Source organism: Sinomonas sp. ASV486 (assembly GCF_030908215.1).
Lineage (GTDB): Bacteria > Actinomycetota > Actinomycetes > Actinomycetales > Micrococcaceae > Sinomonas > Sinomonas puerhi.
Window position 1 is genome coordinate 90645 of record NZ_JAVFJK010000002.1, and the last position, 21471, is coordinate 112115.

Here is a 21471-nt window from a genome sequence, read left to right on the forward strand (position 1 = left end):
ACCCGCTTGACCTGTCGCCTCGGCCCGCCCCGGCGCCATCGGCGCCACGGGGCTTGGCCCGGACCGTCGAGTCGCGCCTCTACCCGGCCCCCGCCTTCGGCGGGCTCCACCAGCTCACGGCGAGTCACGCCGTCGTGCGTCTGAACCCGAGGCAAGCGGGAATCGGATCACTCTTCGTCACGGGGACGCGCGGGACCGCGTGGGAGGGCGAGGACCGCACGACGGGCGCGCAGAGCGTTCACCGCGAGCAGATCGGCACGGCCATTCCGACGCCGGGGAACCGGCCCCTCGTGAGCTTCGTTAATCGTGACGCCGTTGTGGTGCTGCGCCACGTGCGCAGTCTCCGGCGTGCCCTCTTCATCGGGGCCGGCGGCACCATGACGGTCCAGACGTTCGACGGCTCAGCCATCGCCGTCCAGGGTGCTCTCGGCCCGGGGCAGCGGACAGTCCTGACCGCGACCCGGATCGGCGCGCTCCTGGAGCTGCGCGCCGAGTCGGTGCCCGAACAGTGGGACGACGGGGAGATCTGGCGCGAGTTCGCGTTCACGATGACCGTGGGGCTGGGAACCCTGCGGCGCTAGACCCGGTGCTCTCAGGCCGACGGCGACGCCGCTGGCCGCGACGCCACACCGACACCGACCGCACCCGTCGGTGGCCGGACCGCACGCACACACTTTGGGGGGACACGTGCTGCACTACTCGTTTCTCACTGAGAGCAGCCGGACGCGGCTGTTCCATCGAGCGCCGCAGGAGATCGGGCCAGCCTCGGACCGCGAGACCCTCGCGACCGGGCTCGGGGCGACCCTATACACGCCGGGATCGCGCCCGGAGCTGACCCAGACCATCCTCAAGCGCGCCAGGGCGGGCTGCACGAGCAACGTCCTGTGCCTCGAGGACTCCGTGGCCGACGCGGACGTGGAACGTGCCGAGGCGAGCGTGATCGCGACGCTGATGGAGCTCGAGCAGGCGCGGGCCCTCGCGCAGGCGTCCGGCACGGTCCCGGACCGGCTGCCTCTGCTGTTCGTGCGGCCGAGGTCCCCGGAGCAGCTGCTCGACGTGGGCCGCAGGCTCGGTCGCGCCGCGGGCCTGTTGACGGGCTTCGTCCTGCCGAAGTTCGAGAACGCTTCGGGGCGGGGCGAGCAGTTCCTGGCCGCACTCGAGCGCCTCAACACCGAACTGGCCCGGCAGACGCCGCTGCTGGCGATGCCCATCATCGAGCACGCCGTGACCACGCACCGCGAGACGCGGGCCGAGGCGCTGCTCGGCGTCCGCGACCTCCTGCGTGCCCACCGGGGGCTCGTGCTCTCGGTCCGGCTCGGCGCGACGGACATCGCCTCGGCCTACGGCCTGCGCCGCTCGCGTGACCTGACCATCTACGACGTCGCCGTCGTGGGGGAGGTGATTGCCGACGTCGTGAGCATTCTGGGCAGGACCGACGAGGGCTGGACCATCTCTGGCACCGTATGGGAGCACTACTCCAACACCGAACGGATCCTGCGCCCGCTCCTGCGCGCCACCCCGTTCGACGAGTCCAACTCGACCGTGCTGCGCGAGCAGCTGCTCGGGGCGAACCTCGACGGGCTCATCCGCGAGATCGAGCTGGACCTCGCCAACGGGCTGCTCGGCAAGACCGTGATCCACCCGGCCCACATTCCTGTGGTCCACGCGCTGCACGTTGTGAGCCACGAGGAGTACCACGATGCCCTCGACATCATGGCCTCGGAGGGCGGGGGCGCCACGGCGTCGCGATCCGGGAACCGCATGAACGAGTCCAAGCCGCACCGGGCCTGGGCCCGGCGCACCCTGCGGCGGGCCGACGCCTACGGCGTGGCGCGTCCCGAGGTGACCTTCGTCGACCTGCTGGAAGCGAGCATGAAATGACAGACACCGCCGAGATCACCCCCCGTGACGCCGAAGTCACCCCCCGTGACGCCGAGATCACCCCGCCTGGCGCCGAAGTCACCCCCCGCGGTGCCGAAATCGGGTCCGCAGCAGAGGCGCACGAATGGAGCGGCGCCGTCGTGCGGGACCGGCTCGGGATCCGGCTCACGACGTCGCCCGGCAGCCTCCTGCCCGTCGACGCGCTTGCGGGTCTCGCCGTGCGACGCAATCCGAGGCGCGCGCAGTTGCTCGTCTCGCGTGTGCTCGCGAAACACGTCCCCACCCCGCCGGGTCTGGCGATCGGCGCGGGCCGGCTCCTGGGCGCGACGGCCGCCCTGCACCTGGGTCTGGACGGGACACCGGAGCCTTCGGACCTCGAGGAGGCGGCCCGCGCGATCACCGGCTGGCTCGCGGGCTCGGCTCCGCGCAGGCCCGAGGTGCTCCCGCTCCCCGCATCGCCGCCCGCACGGACTGCTGGGTCCGGTGAGATCGTCACGCTCGGCTACGCGGAGACCGCGACGGGTCTCGGGCACCTCGTCGCGGAATTCCTCGGCTCGTACTACCTCCATTCGACGCGGATCGCGACGCGTGTGCGGCCTTTCGGCGCGTTCGAGGAGGAGCATTCGCATGCGACGAGCCACACCCTGGTGCCGAGTGACCCTGAGCGCCTCGCCCGCGCGGACACGGTGGTCCTCGTCGACGACGAGCTCAGCACCGGTCAAACCGTTCTGAACACCGTGCGCGAGCTTCATGCCGCATGGCGACCGGGGGCTGGCTCGCCTGATTCGGGCGGGTCGATGAGGGACGCCATTCCCGCGCACGACGACGCCGCGACCGGCGGCGGCCCGGCCCGCCGCCGGTATGTGGTCGCCACCCTCTTAGACCTGCGTTCTGGGCAGGACCGGGCGCGCTTCGATGCGCTCGCGGCCGAGCTCGGCTGCGACCTGGGGGTGGTGGCGCTGGGGCAGGGAGCCGTCGAGCTGCCCGACGACGTCCTCGAACGGGCTACGGCATGGCTCGCAGGAAGCGCAGGGCACGACCTCGGTGCCACGGGAGGTGACCTCGGCACCACGGGAGGTGACCTCGGCGGTGCGGGCAGGGTGGTGCACGTCGATGTGCAGGCCGAACACATTCGCAGCGCCCGGTTCGGCGTCGACACCGCTGGGCCTCACGGGACCCGCCTCGCCGAAACGGCGCTCGCATCGGGCAGCGCGGCGGCAGCCGCCCTCGCGCGGGCAGGCGTCCCGCGCCACGCGCGCGTCCTGGTGCTCGGATCCGAGGAGCACCTCGCGCTCCCGCTCGCGATCGCGGACAGGCTGGCGTCCGAGCTCGATGCGGACCACGCCCACGCGCCGCGTGTCCTGGTCTCCTCGACGACCCGCTCCCCCGTCCACGCCCACGACGAGGCCGGGTACGCGATCCGTTCGGCCATCACGTTCGCGTCCCACGACCATGCCGAGGACGGCGCCCCCGGCACGGCCCGGCGCTTCACCTACAACGTCGCCGGCGCCGGACCGGACCGAAGCGGCGCACCGTTCGACGCGATCGTCTACGTCCCCGAACCGGGCTCTGCACGCGAGCACCTCACGGCCCCGGGCCTCGCGGGCACGCCTGCCGAGGGCGAGCCGAGCGTGACGGAAGCCCTCGCGCGGGAGGCGGGAACCGTCGTCGTGCTCCACCTCGACGCCGCGCCGCCCTATCAGGAGCCGATGCGCGGACCAGTCTTCGGCTCCTACCCTCCGGACGACGTCGCGTGGCTGCTCAAGGACCTCTCCGGGGCCAAGCTCGAGGCGCCGGCCCACGAGCGGGAGGCGGCGATCCAGTCCGGCCGAGCGAGCTACGCCGAGTCGCTGCCCCAAGAGTACGAGCCGAGCCCCGAGTACCAGGCCCTGTTCCATGAGGCGCTCACGGAGTCCAAGCACCGGATTGCGCGGGCCGTCGCGGACGTGACCGAGCAGGTCCTCGCACTGCGGGACCGCGAACCTGCGCTCGTCTCGCTCGCCCGCGCCGGGACGCCGATCGGAGTCCTCATGCGCCGCTGGGCCCGGCACGCTCACGGGCTCGACGTGCCGCACTACACGATGAGCATCGTGCGCGGGCTGGGCATCGACAGGAACGCGCTGCGGTACCTCCTCACCCGGCACCGGCCCGAGCAGATCATGTTCGTGGACGGCTGGACGGGCAAGGGTGCGATCGCGCGAGCTCGCCGCCGCCGTCGAGGCCTTCTCAGCCACAGACCCCGGGTCCGGCAGCGCGCGCCTCTCCGCCGAGCTCGCAGTCCTCGCTGACCCGGGGCACTGCGTGCGGGTGTTCGGCACGCGGGACGACTTCCTCATCCCGTCCGCGTGCCTCAACTCGACGGTCTCGGGACTGGTATCCCGCACGGTCTTCAATCAAGCGCTCATCGGACCGCATGATCTGCACGGCGCCAAGTTCTATCGAGAGCTCGCGGGCCGGGACGTCTCGAACGCGTTCGTCGATGCGGTCGCAGCATGCTTCCCGAACGTCATGGCGGAGCGCACGCGGACTCGGTGGGCGGAAGCGGAGCCGAAGCCGCGGGTCGAGCCCACCTGGGCCGGCTGGGCCGCCGTCGAACGCATCGCGGTGGAGCACGGTCTCGGCCCCCTCCTCAGCGCCGTCAACCTCGTCAAGCCGGGCGTCGGCGAGACGACCCGCGTGCTCCTGCGCCGCGTCCCATGGAAGGTCCTGGCCCGTCCGGAGCTGCTCGCGACGGACGACGCCGGGCGCCTCCTTCGCGGTGACCTCGCCCATGTGCTCCTGCTCGCCGCGCAACGAGGGGTCCCGGTCGAACCGGTCGCGGACCTGCCCTACAGCTGCGTGGGCCTCATCCATCCGCAGTTCACCCCCGGTGCGACCGGGGCCGATGGGAAGACGGTCCTCGATGTCTGAGACACTGCAGCCGACCACCGGGGAGCCCCCGGCCGCGGGCCCCGGCGCGTCCGCACCCCAGGACCAGCTCCCCGCGCACCTCTCCGGCCTGCCGGTCGTCGCGTGCGACCTCGACCGGACCCTCATCTACTCCGCCAAGGCTCTCTATCTCGACGGGCCGGACCACGCGGCGCCCCGGCTCGTGGTGAGCGAGATGCACGAGGGCCTCCCCCTGAGCTATATGACGCGCGCTGCCGAGGACCTTCTCCGGGAGCTCCTCGACCACGCGTTCCTCGTGCCCGTCACGACCCGGACACGCGCCCAGTTCCGCCGCGTCCAGCTTCCGCGCACGCGGTATGCGATCACGACCAACGGCGGCGTCCTCCTCCACCGCGGCGAGCCCGACGGCGCGTGGGCCGCCCGCGTGCACGACGCCGTGCGGCGCTGGTCGGCACCCCTCGAGGAGGTCGTGGCACGCCTGTCGACCAAGCCGTCGCCCGGGGTCCAGCGGGTCCGCACGGCGGAGGAGCTCTTCGCGTACGCGATCGTCGAGCGGGCCGAGCTGCCCGAAGGCTACGTCGCGGGGCTTACGGCCTGGTGTAGGGAGCGCGGGTGGGTCGTGTCGCTCCAGGGCCGCAAGCTGTACTGCGTCCCGGCGTCAGTGACGAAGGAGGCCGCGGTCGCCGAGGTCATGGAACGCGTCGGGGCCTCGTCCCTCGTCGCCGCCGGGGACTCGCTCCTGGACCAGGGGCTGCTCGAGATGGCCGACGTCGCGCTGCGGCCGTGCCACGGCGAACTCGAGGCCGCAGGCTACACCCGGTCGGGACTACGGGTCACCGAGACGCCGGGGGTCCGAGCCGGCGAGGAGATCGTCCGCGCGGCCCTCGATGCGGCACGCGCCCACTCCCTCGCGCGCCGTGGAAAAGTTGGCCTGAGCAGGGGGTGAGGCGCGGCGGCGCTGCTCAACTCAGCACGTGCGAGGGGCGGGACGCCCACTCCTGAGCCAAGAGGTGGAAGGAACGCTCCCGCAGGGCCGGGTCGTGGGCGTAGCCGGTGAGGATGACCTCGTCGATCCCGTAGGACGAGACGAAGCTGCGGAGGAACTCGGCGCCCTCCGCCGGCGTCCCGACCGCGGAGAACCGCAGCGCCGACGTGGCCATCTGTTCCTCGGCCGGCGACCAGTCCATCTCCTTGACCGGCGGGCGGAGCGGGCCTCGGGTGCCGCGCCGGATGCCGAGGAACATCTGCTGGTGCGTCGTGAAGAGGAATTCGGCCTCCTCGCGGCTGGGCGCGACCATGAGGTTCGCCCCCGCCATGACATATGGCTCGGAAATCTGCGCCGTCGGGGCGGAGGGGTTGAACATCTGCCGATAGGTCCAGATCGCCTCGGAGAGCTGGAACGGGGCGAAGTGGCTTGCGGCAGCGAAGGGGAGGCCGAGCTGGCCCGCGATGGCGGCCCCCGCCGTCGAACTTCCGAGGACCCACAGCGGCACGTTCGTTCCGCGGGCAACGGAGGCGTGGACGCCATGCGAAAGTTCAACAGACTCGGCGTCGTCAACCTGCTCCCCGAAGAACCACGCAAGGAGGCGGATGTTCGAGGCGAAGGCGGCCTCGCCGTCGTCCCGCGCCCCACGGCGTAGCAGGGCCGCGGTGCGCGGGTCGGTGCCGGGTGCTCGGCCCAGACCCAGATCGATGCGGTCGCCGTAGAGGTTCGCGAGGGTGCCGAAGGCCTCCGCGACGGCGAGGGGCGCGTGGTTCGGGAGCATGATCCCGCCCGAGCCGACACGCAGGGTGGACGTGTTCGCTGCGGCGTTGGCGATGAGCAGTGCCGTGGCGCTCGAGGCCAGGGCGTCGGAGTTGTGGTGCTCGGCGTACCAGAGGCGTCGGTACCCGGCCTCCTCGGCGACGCGCGCGAGACGCGTGGCCGAGGCCAGCGCGTCCACGACTGTTGAGCCCTCCACAATGGGGGCGAGGTCCAGGATCGAGAGAGCAGTCACGTCAGCGGCAACCCGCGGGGCCAGCGAGATGTTCCCGAGACAAGTGTGAGCCGTCTGTCACGTTGGATAACAGGTCCGTTGCTTTTCGGCAACGTCGGCGGTTCTCGCTTGTCCCACAGGGGGGCTTTCTGTGAACAATGGACAGGTCGTGGCTGGAGCCGTTGGGCCCACCGACTTTTGGGGCTGGCCTTCTGGGGAGGAGTTGCTGTGGACGATGCGTTGATGGTGACCAATCTGGTGTACTTCGGAACGCTGATCGTCGGTGGCGCCCTCATCGTGTTCCTCGCAGCCGCCACCGTCATCACGCTGATCATCGCCGGCGCCGGCCAGGGTGTGGCCTCAATCGTCGCGACGATCCTGCGGTTGCTCCGCACCCGCCCCCACGAAGAGCCCGAGATGCTCGCCGAGGCCGCCCGCACCGAGTACACCCGCAAGGCGGTGGTCGCCAAGGCCGATGCCATCCTGGCCGCCCGGCGGGCGGACGCGGCCGCCGCGTCTGCCGCAACCGCCGCCTCGAAGGCCGCCGCCGCATCTCCGTCGCAGGCATCCGGGTCGGAGGACGCCGAACCCGACGACGAGGAGGTAGCGATACCCGCCGCCTTCGCCGCCACGAAGCCTGCGCCCGCACGCGCGATCGCCGTCGTCTCCCCGATGCGCCCGGCACGGCCAGCCGCGGCCCCGGCCCGCTCCGGACCGCACACGGGCACCCAGCCGGCGCTCGTCGTCGGCCGCGCGAGCTGAACCGGCAGCCCGGCACCTCCCCAGCGCACGACCCGGTGGCCCACCACGCACCCGGCACACCTTGGACGCAACGGGAGGCCCCTCGGCATGTGCCGAGGGGCCTCCCGCGTGCTGGCGCGACGCCAAATAAGCCAGATAGCGCCAACCAAACCGTGCGGCCGGGCCGGTGGTGCCCTCCTCAGGTCCCGGGCGGTTGATGTTCCGAACGGGCCGTCGCCACGCCCTCCCGGCCGATGGACCGTTGGGCTGTCTGCCACTATGAGAGCAAGCCATCAGCACCACTGACAACAGGCTCGGCGTAGAGTGGTCAATCTGATCAACGGTTCACCGAATTCTAGGCGAGGAGTGGTCAAATCGCAGCAGCTTGACCCGACAGACCGACGGATCCTGCTCGCGCTCGACGAGGACCCGCGCGCGCCCATCATGGTGCTCGCGCAGAAGCTGGGCCTCGCGAGGGGCACGGTGCAGTCACGCGTCGAACGCATGACGGCGAGCGGCGTGTTCCGCGCCAACAGCACCCGAGTCCAGCCCGAGGGCCTTGGCCGGGGCGTCCTCGCGGAGGTCAGCGCTGAGCTCGACCAGAGCCACCTCAACGAGGCCGTCGCCGCCCTCGGCGGCATCCCAGAGGTGCTCGAATGCCTCGCCCCGGCCGGGGACACCGACCTGCTCATCCGCGTGGTCGCGACGAGCCCCGACGACCTCTACCGGGTGTCCGAAGAGATCCGCCTCTGTCCCGGGATCCGCCGGACCTCGACCCGCATGATCCTGCGCACCGTGATCCCCTACCGGACGTCTCCCCTGCTCGCAGAGCCGGAAGGCGGAGGACCGCAGGCACCGCAGGCGCCGCGCGCTACTCCCCCGGCGCCCGGTCGAGCTGTTGGAAGTCCCGGAGCCACAGCTCGCGGGCCTCGGACTCGCGGGCGCGGCGCGCTCGGGTAACGGCGCGGAGCTCGTCGAAGGCGGACGACGGCGCAGACGCACCGCCGCCGTTCCTGCCGCGCCGTCCCACGCCGAGCATGAGCAATGCGCGCTCGGTGGCCGCGGCGTTCTTGACGGCGAAGGCGGTGCGGCGGCGGCGCATGGCCTCGCGGACCGCCGCCTGCGCCTCGGCACGCCGGCCCAGCTCGCGCAGGGCCCTCGCCCGCAGGACGAGCAGGGCCGCAGCGAGGTCGGTCGCGTTGGTCAGGCCCTCGGTCCGCGCCACGATCTCCAGCGGCTGCCCGAGCGCCGCCGCGATGCCGCACGCGGCGAGAGCCGAGGGCACCGAGGGCGGGAGGGGCGCAAGGACGTCGAGTGCCTCGTCCGGGCGGCCGATCTCGCGGAGGCTGTGCGCTAGCGCCAGGGCCACGGCCTCCTCGCTGAACAGAACCTCCACATCGACACCCTCGGATACCTCGATCCAGTGCCGGATACCGCCCAGATACTGACTCGCGAACGCGGCCGCGGCCGGCTCGCTCGAGCCAGCGAGCCCCCGGGCGAGGAGCTCGGCGGCCTGGGCGTGGTGGTGCTGGCGGTACGCCTGCATGCCGGCCATGACGTAGCAGACCCCGGACCAGCCCGGATGCGCCCGGGCGAGGAGCACGAGCCGCTCGGGCTCACCGTGCACGAACACCGCACTGTGCACCTGCTTCTCGACCTTGGAGGCGAACGCCCTCAGCCGCGGGGCCCGGACTCTCCCGGCCACCCGCTGCGCGATCCTGCGCCCGGCCCCGCGCACGGGGGCGTAGACCTGCGCGCCACGGAACGGCGTGAGGTCCCGGGTGTCGTGGAACGAGGGCCTACGGCCCAGCTCGCCGGAAGACATGCCCACCATGCTAGCGACCCCCGCACCCTCCCGTTTCGGGTACGGATCTCCGGCGGGTTTCGCGGGCTTCGCGGGTTTCGCCGCCTCGCGTGCGGGGCGGGTCAGCGCGTCGCGAAGTGGACCCACAGTCCGATGACCCACACGCTCGCGGCCGCGCACGCGAAGCCGAACTCGACGAGGATGCCGAGGCCCGTCGCCTTGAGCGCGGCCCATGACGACGACGCCGCGCCCCTGAGGTGCCCCGCCCGCTGCCATTCGCTCAGGAACAGCCCGAGGGCGAACCCCAGCACGAGCCCCACGACGGGCACGATGAACATCCCGATGATTGCGAGCACTGCACCGATCACCACCGACCGGCCGGGGATGGAGCGTTGCCTGAGCCGCCTGCCCGTCAGGAACGCCGAGGACCCCATGCCGCACGCGAACAGCGCCCCGCCGAGCGCGAAGACAAGCCATCCGCCCCACCCCGCGCCGCCGAACAGCGCCCACTCGAGGAGGGCGAGGAGGCCGAGGATGCTCCCGGGCAGCACCGGGATGATGATGCCGGCCAGGGAGACGGCAAGGGCGGCACCGCACAGGAGGGCGGCAAGGACGCTGGTATCCACCCGGCCCATCCTGCCCCATGCGAAGGCTGCGTCAGGACATGCCGCAAGGCAGCAATGCCGCAAAGGCCGCAAAGGCCGCACTCTAGCGGCATGTCCCGACGCGGCGTTGGGAACCGGCCGGTGTGGCTACTCCCCCGGCACGACGGCGGCCGCGACCGCGGCGGTCACCGCGGGCCCGACGCGGGGGTCGAGGGGGCTCGGGACGATGTAGTCCGCCGAGAGCTTGTCCTCTGCGAGTCCAGCGATCGCCCGGGCCGCGGCGAGCTTCATCGCGGGCGTGATGCGGCGGGCCCCTGCGTCGAGCGCGCCGCGGAAGATGCCCGGGAACGCGAGCACGTTGTTGATCTGGTTCGGGAAGTCGCTGCGTCCCGTGGCGACGACGGCGGCATGGCGGCGCGCGACGTCCGGCGCCACCTCCGGATCCGGGTTGGACAGCGCGAAGACGATCGCACCCTCGGCCATGCGCGCGATGTCCTCCTCGGGGACCTTCGACGACGAGACGCCGATGAACACGTCCGCGCCCTCGAGCGCCTGGGCGATGCCTCCGGCCACCCCACGCGGGTTCGTGCGCTCGGCGAACTCCCTCTTCATGGAGTTGGTGCCCTTGGCGAGGTCCTCGCGGCCGGTGTGGAGGGTGCCCTTGGAATCGATGAGCACCACGTCGTCGACGCCGGAGGCGAGGAGGATCTCGGCGATCGCGATGCCCGCGGCGCCGGCGCCGGCGATCACGGCCTTGAGCCCGGCGAGGTCCTTGCCTACCACCCGGACCGCGTTCGTGAGCGCTGCCAGGACCACCACGGCCGTGCCGTGCTGGTCGTCGTGCATGACAGGCATGTCGAGGGCCTCGATGAGGCGCCGCTCCACCTCGAAGCAGCGCGGCGCGGAAATGTCCTCGAGGTTCACGGCCCCGAAGCTCGGGGCGATCCGCACCACCGTCTCGACGATCTCGTCCACGTTCTTGGTGTTGAGCACGATCGGGATCGAGTCGAGCCCGCCGAACGTCTTGAACAGCGCGCTCTTGCCCTCCATCACCGGCAGGGAAGCGCTCGGGCCGATGTCGCCCAGGCCGAGCACTGCCGTGCCGTCCGAGACGACGGCCACGAGGCGGGACGCCCACGTGTGGGTCTGGGCGAGCGCGGGATCCGCGGCGATCGCGCGGCTCACCTCGGCCACCCCGGGCGTGTAGGCGATCGAGAGGTCCCGCTTCGTGGCCAGCGGACGGTCGACGCCGATCGAGAGCTTCCCGCCCTCATGCGCGGCGAAGATCTCCTCGGTGGTGATTGGCAGGGAAGTCGAACCGGTAGTCGAACCGCTTGAGGTGGAGTGGGCAGGGATGGTGGGAGTGGACACGGCGTTGTCTCCTGGGTCGTTGCCGTCGCGGCGTCAGGCGCACGACGGCGTGGTGGGCCTCGCGCTGGACAGGGCACCGACCGCTTCGTCGGGCACAGGACAGTCCAGGGCGCGGGCCTTGAGGGGGATCCGGGGTCATTGCCGGGTTCGGCACTTCCGGGGGCCAGCAGATGCGCGGGGATGTCCGTCGAGCGCCGGCCTCGGAGAAAGAGGTAAGGCCATCATACCGGGGGCTTCGTCCGTTTTCCCAAGGCGGAAACGTCAGCTCAGGAGCTGTCGAGCCATTCAAGTGCCACGGCCGCCGTCCAGGACTGGTGGTGGCTGCCGAGCGGCTCGCCCGTGAAGGGCTCGTAGTACTCCCCGAAGTGCCCCTCCATGAGCTGGGCGATCGATGCCTCGCGCCAGCGCGCGTACCGCCCGCCGTCGCCATGGCGGCGCACGGCCTCGGCGATATACCAGGTCACGACGGGCCACACAGGGCCCCGCCAGTATTCGCGAGGCCGCAGGAGCGGTGATGTCGTCGACGTCGAAGGCGAGAGGGGAAACGCGAGGCGTGGGTCGCCCGCCCAGTCCGGGCCCTCGATGAGCACCAGCTGCGCGGCGCGCAGTGCGGGATCGGCGGTGGAGAGGAGCGGGGCGAAACCGGCAATCGTCGGGAGGGAGATCCACTCTCCCGTGAGGAGGTCACGGTCTCGCGCGAGCCCCGTTGCCGGGTCCACCGTGGCGTCGACGCCCTCGCGGAACTCGGCAGACCACTCCCGCAGCCGGGTCACTTCGTCACTGTGCCCGAATCCCTCCGCGAGCACCGCAAGGTCCTCGTTCGCGGCGGCGAATGCGGCGGACATGAAGACGTCCTTGACCTGGAAGTCCACCGCCCCGGGGAGGCGGGCATCGTCGAAGCGCACGTCCGCCATCTGCTGGACGAGCCAGAGGTAGCGCGCGTACTCCTCGTCGCTGGGCCGCTGGCTCGCGTCCTCGACGATTCTCGTGTCCGTGCGCACAAAGGGCTCGAGGTCGCCGGGGTGCACGCGAGAGTAGGGGCCGTCGAAGCGGGGCGAGTTGTCCATGCCGGATTCCCAGCCGTGGTAGATGGTCACGAGGCCGGACCCGTCGGACGCGCGGGCACGCCGCATCCACTCGTGCCACCGAATCCACTGGGGCAGCGTGCGCCGCGCGAACTCCTCGGCGAGGCGGCCATCCTCGCCGCCGCGCGACGTCGCCCGCTCCACGATCCGGCGGACGAGCGTCGCGTGGACGGGCGGCTGGCAGATGCCGCTTGACTTCACCCCGGCAGGCGAGGCCCCCTCGGTCCGCCAGCGGTCCACGCCCGGGAAGTAGCCAGCACCGCGGAACTGCACCTCGTCGGCGAAGACGATGTGCGGGATCATGCCACTGTCCCACTGGGCGGCGAGGAGATGGTCGAGTTCCGCGAGCGCGCGGGGCACGCCCACGGTCGAGAGGCCCGTCGCGACGAAGGCCGCATCCCAGCTCCACTGGTGCGGGTAGAGGTTGGGGGCTGCGGTGACCATAGTGCCCTTGTCATTCTGGGCGAGGACGGCGCGCGCCCGGGTCCGCAGCTCATCGAGGTCTGCGATCGGTCGGTCGGGATTGGTCCAGAGGGTTCGCCTCATGCCGTGAGGCCTGACTGTGCGGCAGGCCCGGGGAGGCGGCTCGGGGACAGTACGGGACGAGGGAACAGTACGGGGCTCGGGATCAGCACAGGCGGGATCAGCACAGGAGGCGGAGACAGCGTGGACATGGTCGGCGATCGTAAGTACGCGGCCCGGACCATGTCAACGGTTCGATCGGCTGGCGGCCCGGGCCCGCGAGCTCCTCGGCCCCCGTACAGGGCTCTGGCGTATAGTTGGATAGTCCCCCAGCGCACCCCCCATCTGTGCACGCCGGAGGTGCCGAAGCGTCCCGAAAAGAGGTTGCTGCGCGGTGCTCGAACTGCCCCAGGATCTGGTGACCCCTGCGCCTCCACCGGCCACGCCCAGAATGGCTGCCCGGTACGACCAGATCCTCGACGCGGCACCCAAGTTCTCCACCCGTGAGTACCCGAACGTCGACGTCAACGAAGTCGCACTCGAGGCTGGCGTCGCCACGAGCACGGCCCACCGCTACTTCCCCTCTTCCGCGCATCTCCTGCTCGCCCTCTACCGGCGCCAGCTGCTCGAGCTCCGCGCCCGCGTGGACGACCGGGCGGCCACGGCCCGCACGGACCAGCAGCGCGCCCGGAACCTTGCCGGGGCAGCCGTGGAAATGTTCGCGATGCGCCTGGCCCAGCCGGCCGTGAACTCCTGCCTCTCCGAGCTCGTGGTGCCGGTCGAGCACGAGCTCACCGCCTTGGTCGGTGAGGTCGACGAGCTCTCGTGGTCCATCCTGGGCCGGCTCGCCGGTGACAACGAGCGCGGACGCAGCATCGTCCACATCATCGCGGGGCTCGTGAGCGCTGTGCGCACCGGTCGGCTCATGCCCTTCGAGGCGGAGCGGCAGCTCAAGACCGCCTGCGAGATCGTGGCCAGCCGCCGCGCCATGCGCGGCTGAAGCGAACCCTCTGACGGTCACCTGCCGAGAGTCACACTTTCTGGTGGGGCGCACGACGGCGACCGCTCGCCGTCGTGCGCTACGCCGCCCCGCCTATGGGTCGCCCCGGCCTTCTGGGGTCACCTCTAGGCAACGCTGCGGATTCGCGTGACGAACACGGCCCCGAGGAGACCGATCACCGCCGCCGCGACGTAGAGCGACACATAGCCCCCGAGGAAGGCGACGAAGGGATACGCGATGGACGGGGCGACCACCTGTGCGAGGGAGTTGGCGATGTTGATGACACCCAGATCCTTGCCAGTGTCTTCGGCGCGCGGGAGCACTTGGGTGACAAGGGCGAAGTCGACCGCCATATAGGCCCCGAAACCGATGCCCAGCACGGAAGCCGCGACGAGCGCGCCGGCCCAGGTGGGGACTACGGCGAGGATGAGTGACGCCGCGGCGATGATGCACGAGGAGATGATCACAAGGGGCTTGCGCTTGCCCATGTAGTCGCTGATCCTGCCGCCGATCACGCTCGTCGTAATGACCAGAACGGCGTAGATGCCCGTCAGGATGAGCACGCCGGTAGCAGGGGCGATTCCCGTCGTCTGCTCGAGGTGGACCCGGTCCGCCAGGAAGTAGATGAGGTAGAGCAGGATCATGTGGTTGCCGATGTTCACAAGCAGCTTCGTGATCCAGGCCCAGGCGAAGTCGGGGTAGCGGCGCGGGCTGATCCAGAACGAGGAAACGAACTTCCCGAGCGAGAAGGGCGCGAGTGATGAGCGCAGGATCGGGGCGTCATCTGCGCGAAGCAGATAGATGATGACGCCCAGGAGGAGCGCGGCAGCGCAGACGAGATAGCCGAGCGAGAAGTTGCCTGCGACGGCGGCCGCCACCACGGAGCCCAGCAGGATGCCTGCGGTCACGCCCATGGACGCGAGTCCGCCCACGGTGCCGCGCTGGGTCACGGGCACCTTGTCCGGGACAGCAGCGGTGATCGCGGCGTATGCGGAGTTGCAGCCCGCCTGCACGAGGCACCACATCGCCGTCATGAACGCCACGTTGGGCGCCCCAGCGAGCGCCACCAGGGCCACGGCCCCGCCGACAGCCCCGAAAAGGACCCACGGGCGACGGCGCCCGAACCGACCCGGCGTCCGGTCCGAAAGCGCACCGGCCAGCGGGTTGCTGAACACCGAAACGGCGGCCCCAGCGCCCGTCACGAGCGCGAACATAGCCTCTTTCTGCCCGGGCTCGAGGTATGCGGCCTGCTGGGCCAGGAGCACCTGGAGGGGTCCGAAGAACGCCACGTTGATGCCCACGTTGACGAGGACCACGCCGAGGATCCACGGTGACCGGACCGGGACGCCGGGCTCGGGGCGGAGGGCCGTCGCGGTGCGAGGCACGGTGGGGTGGTCGGGCACGGTCACAATGACCTCCGGCTGGGGGCGGAACTGGTGCTCTCAGATTACGACAGATCCAGGCCACCGCCACGTGCATTTCCCGCGCCCTGACACGGGTATCGTCGCTTGGGTGGAGAGCAAGGTGACAGCGCCCGATGAGGCCATGGCCGCGCAGGTCTATCAGCAGATCATCGCGACGATCGTCGCCGGGAAGCTGCAGCCTGGCCAGCGGCTGCGCGAGCGCGAGCTCTCGGAGCAGTACGGCGTGTCCCGCATTCCCGTCCGGGAGGCGATCCACCGGCTCGAGCAGGACGGGTTCGTGGTCACCGCTCCCCGCCGCGGCGCGGTGGTACGGCGGCTGACGCTCAACGACGTCGACGAACTGTTCGACCTGCGCGTGCTCCTCGAATCGTTTGCTGCTGCGCGGGCTGCAGAGCGCGTCGCGCAGGGCGTTGACGGCTCCGTGCTCACCGAGACCCTCGCCAGGGCGCGGAAGGCCCTCGAGGAGGGCGATTTTGCGACCACCGCCGAACTCAACTCGGCCTTCCACGACCAGATCGTCGCCCTGGCCGGAAATGCACTCCTCGAGCGCTCCATGCGGCCTCTTCGGGGCCTCAACCGCTGGATCTTCGGGCTTTCGGTCAACCGGCCTCTGGACGTCAGCGCCCACGAGCACGACGACCTCGCCGACGCGATCCTCACGGGCCGGTCCCAGCTTGCCGAGTCCCTCTCCGCGGCCCACGTCGAGGCTGGGCGGAAACCGGTCACGGAGGGGCTCGCCAGAGTCCTGCTCGAGTAGCCGGCGACCGCCTTCGGGACACGGCCGCCCGCGCAACGTAGGCTCGTGGCATGGCGCCGAGCCCTTGGACCGCACACACACGTCGCTACCGCGAGATCGCCGACGTCCTCGCCCGCCACGGCCTCAGTCAGGTGCTGGAACGCGCCGGGTTCGCACGGTTCATCCCCCGAGGGCGCTCGGCCGCAGACGGCAAGGGAGCGCCGGGAGCCCCTATCGGAGGCCCGGTGCACGTGCGTCTGGCCCTCGAGGAGCTCGGACCCACCTTCATGAAGCTCGGGCAGATCCTCTCGACCCGTCCGGATCTCGTGCCCGAGGCGTACCAGCTGGAGCTCGCGAAGCTGCAGGACGCGGCGCCGCCGGTCCCCGCCGAGGCGATCCTCGGCGTCGTGCGCGAAGAGCTCGGCGAGGACGCGCTCACGGCGTTCACCGAGTTCGACGACGCCCCGCTCGCGAGCGCGTCGATCGGCCAGGTCCACGGCGCCCGCCTCGCGGACGGCACCAAGGTCGTGGTCAAGGTCCGCAAGCCCGGGGCGGTCGAGAGGATCCGCGAAGATCTCGAGATCCTCCGCAATGTCGCCGCAACGGCAAGCCGCGCGTGGCCCGTGCTCGAGGACTACAACGTGGTGGGCCTCGTCGCGGAATTCTCACGCACGCTCACCAAGGAGCTCGACTACCTCGAGGAGGGGCGGAACGCCGAGCGCTTCGCCGCCAACTTCGCGGGCGACACCCGCTACCGCTTCCCGCGTGTCTTCTGGCACACGACGACGTCCCGTGTGCTCACCCTCGAGTTCATGGAGGGCATCAAGGTCAACGACGTCACGGCCCTGGACGCGGCAGGGATCGACCGCCGGGCCCTCGCGGACCATGCGGCCGGGGCGCTCGCGCAGATGATCTTCGAGGACGGCTTCTTCCACGCCGACCCGCACCCTGGGAACATGTTCGTCGAGCCGGACGGACGGATCTCGATCATCGACTTCGGCATGGTCGGAGAGATCAACGACGACCTGCGCGGCCAGCTCGGCCACCTGCTGATCGCCCTCGCCCGCAAGGACGCCCGCCGGCTCGCGCGCGCCCTCGAGTCGATGTCGCTCGGCGGGCCCGTCACCGACCGTGCCCGTCTGGCCGCGGACGTCGCCGAGTTCATCCAGCTCTACGACGGCGTGGACCTCGCCGACGTCAACGTGGCCCGCCTCGCGCAGAAGCTCCTGGGGGTGGTGCGGAACCACCGGCTGCTCATGCCGGCCGAGGCGGCGATCGTCATCAAGATGATGGTGATGGCCGAGGGGCTCGGCCGCGTCCTCGACCCCGGCTTCCGCCTGTCACGGGTCCTCGAACCCCATGTGCGCCGGCTCCTGCTCGAGCAGTACTCGCCAGCGGCGATCGTGCGCGGGCTCAAGGCCGCCGGACTCACCGCCCTGGATCTCGCCGCCGACGTCCCGGACCTCATCGACAGCCTGAACCGCGTCCTCGAGTCGGGAGGGTTCGAGGTCCACCTCCGCGCAGCCGAGCTCGAGCCGCTCGTGGCACGCGCCGAGCGGATCGGCAACAAGGTGCTCGCAGGAGTCATCGCGGCGGCGTTCATCCGCGGGGTCGGGGAGGTCGTCGCGTCCGACCGCCGCTGGCAGGGCCTGCGCGAGCCGCTCGTACGCACCGGCATGGCCGCGCTCGGTGGCCTGGGCGGCTACTTCGCGGTGACGGCACTGAGCCGCAGACGGCGCCCGCGCAGACTCCTGCCGCGCGGGCCCCTGTCACTGTGACGGGATCAGAGTGGCAGGGCCGCGAGAGCCGCGCGGAGGCGGGTGCCGGCGTCGTCCGCAACCTCCCGCACGTGCGCGCTCGAGCTGAGCTGCACCATGGTCTGGGGGTCGATCGCCTCGATGGTGGTCGACTCTGCGTCGGGGCCGCGCCGCACCACGACGTTGCACGGCAGGAGCGCGCCCATCTCAGGCTCGGCGGCGATCGCCCTGCTCGCGAGGTTCGGATTGCAGGCGCCGAGGATCACGTAGTCGCCTACGGAGTCGCCGGCCTCAGGGCCGAGCTTGGCGGTGAACGTCTTCCGGATGTCGATCTCGGTCAGGACGCCGAACCCCTGCTCGGCGAGGGCAGCCTTGATCGCGTCGATCGCCTCGGCGTAGGGAAGGGGAACCTGGGTGGTCAGGGTGTATGCCATGTGGCCCACGCTCTCAGCGCGGAGCCCCCGTTGGCAAGGGTCCCCGGTCCTGCGGCCGTGGAAGGGACACGAGGAAGGGCACTAGGTCCCTGCCGGATCTGCGGTGCTGGGGAAGAGACTGGTTGCGTCGGAAGGGAACCGAGATGATGTACGGCTATGGTGGCGGCGGTATCTGGGGCTGGATCGTGATGGGGATCGTGATGCTCCTGTTCTGGGGCGGCGTCGTCGCGCTCGTGGTGGTCCTCGTCCGGGGTGTGAGAGGGAGATCGGGCGGCTACGGTGCCCCGTGGCCCGGCAACGATGATCCCGAGCACATCCTTGCCCAGCGGTTCGCCCGAGGCGAGATCGATGAGACCGAGTTCAACGCGCGCAGGGACGCGCTCAGGCGCAGGCAGTGACGGTGCGGCGGTGAACGGCTCGCCGAGCACCCGGACGATCGTCCTCTCGGTCGCCGCGGCGCTCGTGCTCACTGCGGCGTCACTGCTCGGCGTGGCCCTCCTGATGCCGGCGGGACCCTTCTCACTGCCGGGCTCTCCGGTGCAGGGAACGGCGTGCAGCGCGCCGAGCTTCGCCGGCCCCACGGTGAAGGTGACCCTGTCCGACATGGGCAGCATGCTGGGTGGCCCGAGGATGCGCGGCGGCATGCGTCTCTCCTCCGACAGGGCCTCGGTACCTAGCGGGAAAGTCTCGTTCGCCGTCACCAACGCCGGGAGCGTCCCCCACGAGCTCGTCATCCTGCCACTCCCCGCCGGCCAGGTCCCGGGCACGCGGTCCGTGGGGGCCGACGGCCGCGTCGACGAGACCGGCTCCGTGGGCGAGGCCTCGGCCAGCTGCGCCGAGGGTGCGGGAGAGGGGATCCTCCCCGGCGCGTCGTCGTGGGTGACCGTCGAGCTGAAGCCCGGCACGTACGAGCTGGTCTGCAACCTGCCGGGCCACTACTGGGCTGGCATGCACACCGTTCTCACCGCGAGGTGAGGCGCTGGCGGGGCCGCCCCACGCCGCGGTGTGGCCCGGCGGGGCATCGGTTCAATGGCCCTCGGCGACCTTGCGCGGGTCCAGATCGAGGCGGCGCAGCAGCTGTGCGTTGAGCGCCACGACGATCGTGGACAGCGACATGAGGATGGCGCCGGCGGCCGGCGAGAGCATGACGCCGGCAAACGCCAGGACGCCCGCAGCCAGAGGCACCGTGATCACGTTGTAGCCGGTGGCCCACACGAGGTTCTGCCACATCTTGCGGTAGCTTGCCCGCGAGAGCTCCACGACCGAGACGACTGAGCGCGGGTCGTTTCCGGCGAGCACGACCCCGGCGGACTCGATCGCGACGTCCGTCCCGGCGCCGATCGCGATGCCTACGTCGGCACGGGCGAGGGCAGGGGCGTCGTTGACGCCGTCGCCGACCATGGCGACCTTGAGGCCGCGATGTTGGAGGTCGGCCACGCGTCGGTCCTTGTCCTGGGGCAGGACCTGGGCAAAGACCTCGTCGATGCCGAGGTCCGTGGCGACGGCGTCGGCGACCTGCTGGGCGTCGCCCGTGATCATCGCGACACGGATCCCGCGCTGCTGCAGGGCCTTCACGGCCGTCCGCGACTCCTCGCGGACCGAGTCCTCGAGCGCGAGGACGCCCACCACCTGAGCGTCGCGGATCACGTGGAGTACCGACGCGCCGCGGGCCTTCCACCCGTCGACGGCGCGGGAGAGCTCGGACGGCGTATCGATCCCGAGCTCGGCCAGCAGGGCGGGGCCACCGACCTGGACGAGCGTCCCGTCGACCGTGGCGGCGACGCCGCGGCCTGCGCTGGACTGGAATCCCGTGGCACGGGGCACCGTGAGCCCGCGCCCGCCGGAAGCGCGGACGATGGCCCGTGCCACCGGGTGCTCGCTTTCCAGTTCTACGGCCGCCGCGAGGGCGAGGAGGTCCTGCTCGTCGCCACCGCGTGCGGCAGCGACGTCGAAGAGCTCCGGCGCTCCCTTGGTCAGGGTTCCGGTCTTGTCGAACAGCACCACGCCGACCGTGCGCATGCGCTCGAGCGAGAGGCGGTCCTTGACCAGGACGCCGCCCTTCGCCGCGCGCTCGGTCGAGATGGCGATGACGAGCGGGATGGCGAGGCCGAGGGCATGCGGACACGCGATCACCAGGACCGTGACGGTAGCCGTGACCGCCGTCGGGAGGTCGCCGAGGAGGGTCCATGCAACGAACGTGAGGACACCCGCGCCGGTCGCGAAGTAGAAGAGGAACGCCGCCGCCCGGTCAGCGAGCGCCTGGGCGCGGGAGGAGGAGGCCTGCGCGTCGGCGACCATGCGCTGGATGCCGGCGAGCGCCGTCGACTCCCCGACTGCCTCGACGCGGACGCGCACGCTCGTGTCGGTCGCGACGGTTCCGGCGACGACGGCGCTGCCCGGCCCACGGGTGACGGTCTTGGACTCGCCAGTGATCATCGACTCATCGAGCTCGGCGGTGCCCTCCTCGATGCGGCCGTCCGCGGGGAGGCGCCCGCCGGCGCGGACGAGGACGAGGTCGCCGGGGGCGAGGTCGGCGGCAGGGACGGTCTCAGTGCCGCCGTCCTCCGCAACGCGCTCCGCCTCGTCCGGCAGGAGCGCCGCGAGTGCGGCGAGCGCACCCTGCGATGCGCCGAGCGCACGCATCTCGAGCCAGTGCCCCAGCAGCATGATGGTCACGAGGAGGGCGAGCTCCCACCAGAAATCCAGGTCGAACCCGCCGATGCGCAGGCTCGTGGCCCACGAGGCCGCGAACGCGACCGTGATCGCCATTCCGATCAGCAGCATCATCCCGGGCTGTCGCGCCTTCAGCTCGCCGACGCCGCCCTTGAGGAAGGGCATTCCGCCGTAGAAGAAGATCGCCGTGCCGAGCACGGGACCGATCCACTCGCTCCCCGGGAACGTGGGCGGCATCGCGCTGAACAGGTGCCAGAACATCGGGCTGAAGATCACGACGACGACGGAGAGCCCCAGCGTGAGCCAGAACCTGTCGCGGAACATGGCCACCGAGTGGCCCATGTGCTCCCCATGGGTGTGGACCGCGTGGGGGTCGCCGTGGCCTGCGTGGAGCTGGGCCGTCATGTCGTGCGAAGTCATGTCGTGCGAAGCCATGTCGTGGGAGGCCATGTCGTGACCAGCGCGCGCGTCGTGGGACCTAGTCACGACACGGCCCTGCGGGTCAGGGCCATGCACCTCGCCCGCGGCACGCTCCGTCTCGGGCGCCTCGCCCTCGTGCATGTGGTGGCTGTGCTCGTTCACCTTCGGTACCCGTTCCTTTCCCAGTGCGGATGAGTTCGGGCTGTGGGGCGA

The 21471-nt window shown here is 71.1% G+C and carries 18 protein-coding genes and 2 pseudogenes; 12 read left to right on the forward strand and 8 right to left on the reverse strand.

The features are described 5' to 3' along the window. Positions 1–53: 53 nt before the first annotated feature. The 5 genes and pseudogenes from RBS60_RS03130 to RBS60_RS03150 all read left to right on the forward strand — a co-directional run bounded on the left by RBS60_RS03130 (position 54) and on the right by RBS60_RS03150 (position 5716). Entirely contained in the window at positions 54–581 is a 528-nt protein-coding gene (locus RBS60_RS03130) for a hypothetical protein (protein ID WP_307956067.1), read from the forward strand. A gap of 106 nt (positions 582–687) precedes the next feature. Continuing rightward, positions 688–1881: an HpcH/HpaI aldolase/citrate lyase family protein gene (locus RBS60_RS03135; protein ID WP_307956068.1), complete on the forward strand. Its 1194-nt coding sequence runs from the start codon at positions 688–690 to the stop codon at positions 1879–1881. Then, positions 1878–4308 (forward strand): annotated as a pseudogene (locus tag RBS60_RS03140) (phosphoribosyltransferase domain-containing protein); the annotation flags it as partial. The gene RBS60_RS03135 and the pseudogene RBS60_RS03140, both read left to right, overlap by 4 nt. A gap of 81 nt (positions 4309–4389) precedes the next feature. Beyond that, a complete protein-coding gene (locus RBS60_RS03145) occupies positions 4390–4791 on the forward strand; it encodes an RNA-binding protein (RefSeq protein ID WP_307956387.1) in 402 nt (133 codons plus the stop codon). Beyond that, positions 4784–5716 carry an HAD family hydrolase gene (locus RBS60_RS03150; RefSeq protein ID WP_307956069.1) on the forward strand — a complete coding sequence of 311 codons (933 nt, stop codon included), beginning with the start codon at positions 4784–4786 and terminating at the stop codon, positions 5714–5716. The genes RBS60_RS03145 and RBS60_RS03150 overlap by 8 nt, the downstream gene beginning before the upstream one ends. Positions 5717–5732: 16 nt before the next feature. Here the strand turns inward: RBS60_RS03150 and RBS60_RS03155 are convergent, their stop codons facing one another. Beyond that, positions 5733–6767: an LLM class flavin-dependent oxidoreductase gene (locus RBS60_RS03155; protein ID WP_307956070.1), complete on the reverse strand. Its 1035-nt coding sequence runs from the start codon at positions 6765–6767 to the stop codon at positions 5733–5735. 207 nt (positions 6768–6974) lie between these two features. Between RBS60_RS03155 and RBS60_RS03160 the strand changes: the two genes are divergently transcribed. Next, positions 6975–7508 carry a hypothetical protein gene (locus tag RBS60_RS03160; protein ID WP_307956071.1) on the forward strand — a complete coding sequence of 178 codons (534 nt, stop codon included), beginning with the start codon at positions 6975–6977 and terminating at the stop codon, positions 7506–7508. A gap of 345 nt (positions 7509–7853) precedes the next feature. Then, a pseudogene (locus RBS60_RS03165) lies at positions 7854–8318 on the forward strand (Lrp/AsnC family transcriptional regulator); the annotation flags it as partial. Positions 8319–8358: 40 nt separating this feature from the next. On the opposite strand, the gene RBS60_RS03170 reads toward RBS60_RS03165, so the two are convergent. From RBS60_RS03170 to RBS60_RS03185, 4 genes are all read right to left on the reverse strand, one after another. Beyond that, entirely contained in the window at positions 8359–9312 is a 954-nt protein-coding gene (locus tag RBS60_RS03170) for a hypothetical protein (RefSeq protein WP_307956073.1), read from the reverse strand. 101 nt (positions 9313–9413) lie between these two features. Further along, the gene (locus RBS60_RS03175) at positions 9414–9917 is read right to left on the reverse strand and encodes a DUF456 domain-containing protein (RefSeq protein ID WP_307956074.1); all 504 of its coding nucleotides are present in this window, start codon (positions 9915–9917) and stop codon (positions 9414–9416) included. A gap of 126 nt (positions 9918–10043) precedes the next feature. After that, on the reverse strand, positions 10044–11252 hold the full coding sequence (locus RBS60_RS03180; protein ID WP_307956388.1) for an NADP-dependent malic enzyme: 1209 nt from the start codon (positions 11250–11252) through the stop codon (positions 10044–10046). 281 nt (positions 11253–11533) lie between these two features. After that, positions 11534–12898, reverse strand: coding sequence for an MGH1-like glycoside hydrolase domain-containing protein (locus RBS60_RS03185; protein ID WP_307956075.1), 1365 nt, complete (start codon positions 12896–12898; stop codon positions 11534–11536). A gap of 367 nt (positions 12899–13265) precedes the next feature. Between RBS60_RS03185 and RBS60_RS03190 the strand changes: the two genes are divergently transcribed. Continuing rightward, entirely contained in the window at positions 13266–13814 is a 549-nt protein-coding gene (locus tag RBS60_RS03190) for a helix-turn-helix domain-containing protein (RefSeq protein ID WP_307956076.1), read from the forward strand. 125 nt (positions 13815–13939) lie between these two features. On the opposite strand, the gene RBS60_RS03195 is transcribed toward RBS60_RS03190, so the two are convergent. After that, positions 13940–15217 carry an MFS transporter gene (locus RBS60_RS03195; RefSeq protein WP_307956389.1) on the reverse strand — a complete coding sequence of 426 codons (1278 nt, stop codon included), beginning with the start codon at positions 15215–15217 and terminating at the stop codon, positions 13940–13942. Positions 15218–15338: 121 nt separating this feature from the next. On the opposite strand from RBS60_RS03195, the gene RBS60_RS03200 reads away from it, so the two are divergent. Together RBS60_RS03200 and RBS60_RS03205 are read left to right on the forward strand one after the other, a co-directional pair. After that, complete coding sequence (locus RBS60_RS03200; RefSeq protein ID WP_307956077.1) at positions 15339–15995, forward strand: GntR family transcriptional regulator; 657 nt, start codon at positions 15339–15341, stop codon at positions 15993–15995. A 50-nt stretch (positions 15996–16045) separates the two neighbouring features. Beyond that, positions 16046–17752: an AarF/ABC1/UbiB kinase family protein gene (locus tag RBS60_RS03205; protein ID WP_307956078.1), complete on the forward strand. Its 1707-nt coding sequence runs from the start codon at positions 16046–16048 to the stop codon at positions 17750–17752. A gap of 5 nt (positions 17753–17757) precedes the next feature. Here the strand turns inward: RBS60_RS03205 and RBS60_RS03210 are convergent, their stop codons facing one another. Then, positions 17758–18165 (reverse strand): DUF302 domain-containing protein, encoded by a 408-nt coding sequence (locus tag RBS60_RS03210; protein ID WP_307956079.1) that lies wholly within the window; start codon positions 18163–18165, stop codon positions 17758–17760. A 143-nt stretch (positions 18166–18308) separates the two neighbouring features. Between RBS60_RS03210 and RBS60_RS03215 the strand changes: the two genes are divergently transcribed. Together RBS60_RS03215 and RBS60_RS03220 are read left to right on the forward strand one after the other, a co-directional pair. Beyond that, on the forward strand, positions 18309–18563 hold the full coding sequence (locus tag RBS60_RS03215) for an SHOCT domain-containing protein (protein WP_307956080.1): 255 nt from the start codon (positions 18309–18311) through the stop codon (positions 18561–18563). 10 nt (positions 18564–18573) lie between these two features. Then, positions 18574–19140 carry a sulfocyanin-like copper-binding protein gene (locus RBS60_RS03220; protein WP_307956081.1) on the forward strand — a complete coding sequence of 189 codons (567 nt, stop codon included), beginning with the start codon at positions 18574–18576 and terminating at the stop codon, positions 19138–19140. 51 nt (positions 19141–19191) lie between these two features. On the opposite strand, the gene RBS60_RS03225 is transcribed toward RBS60_RS03220, so the two are convergent. Next, the gene (locus tag RBS60_RS03225) at positions 19192–21258 is read right to left on the reverse strand and encodes a copper-translocating P-type ATPase (protein ID WP_374049218.1); all 2067 of its coding nucleotides are present in this window, start codon (positions 21256–21258) and stop codon (positions 19192–19194) included. Positions 21259–21471: the final 213 nt, after the last annotated feature.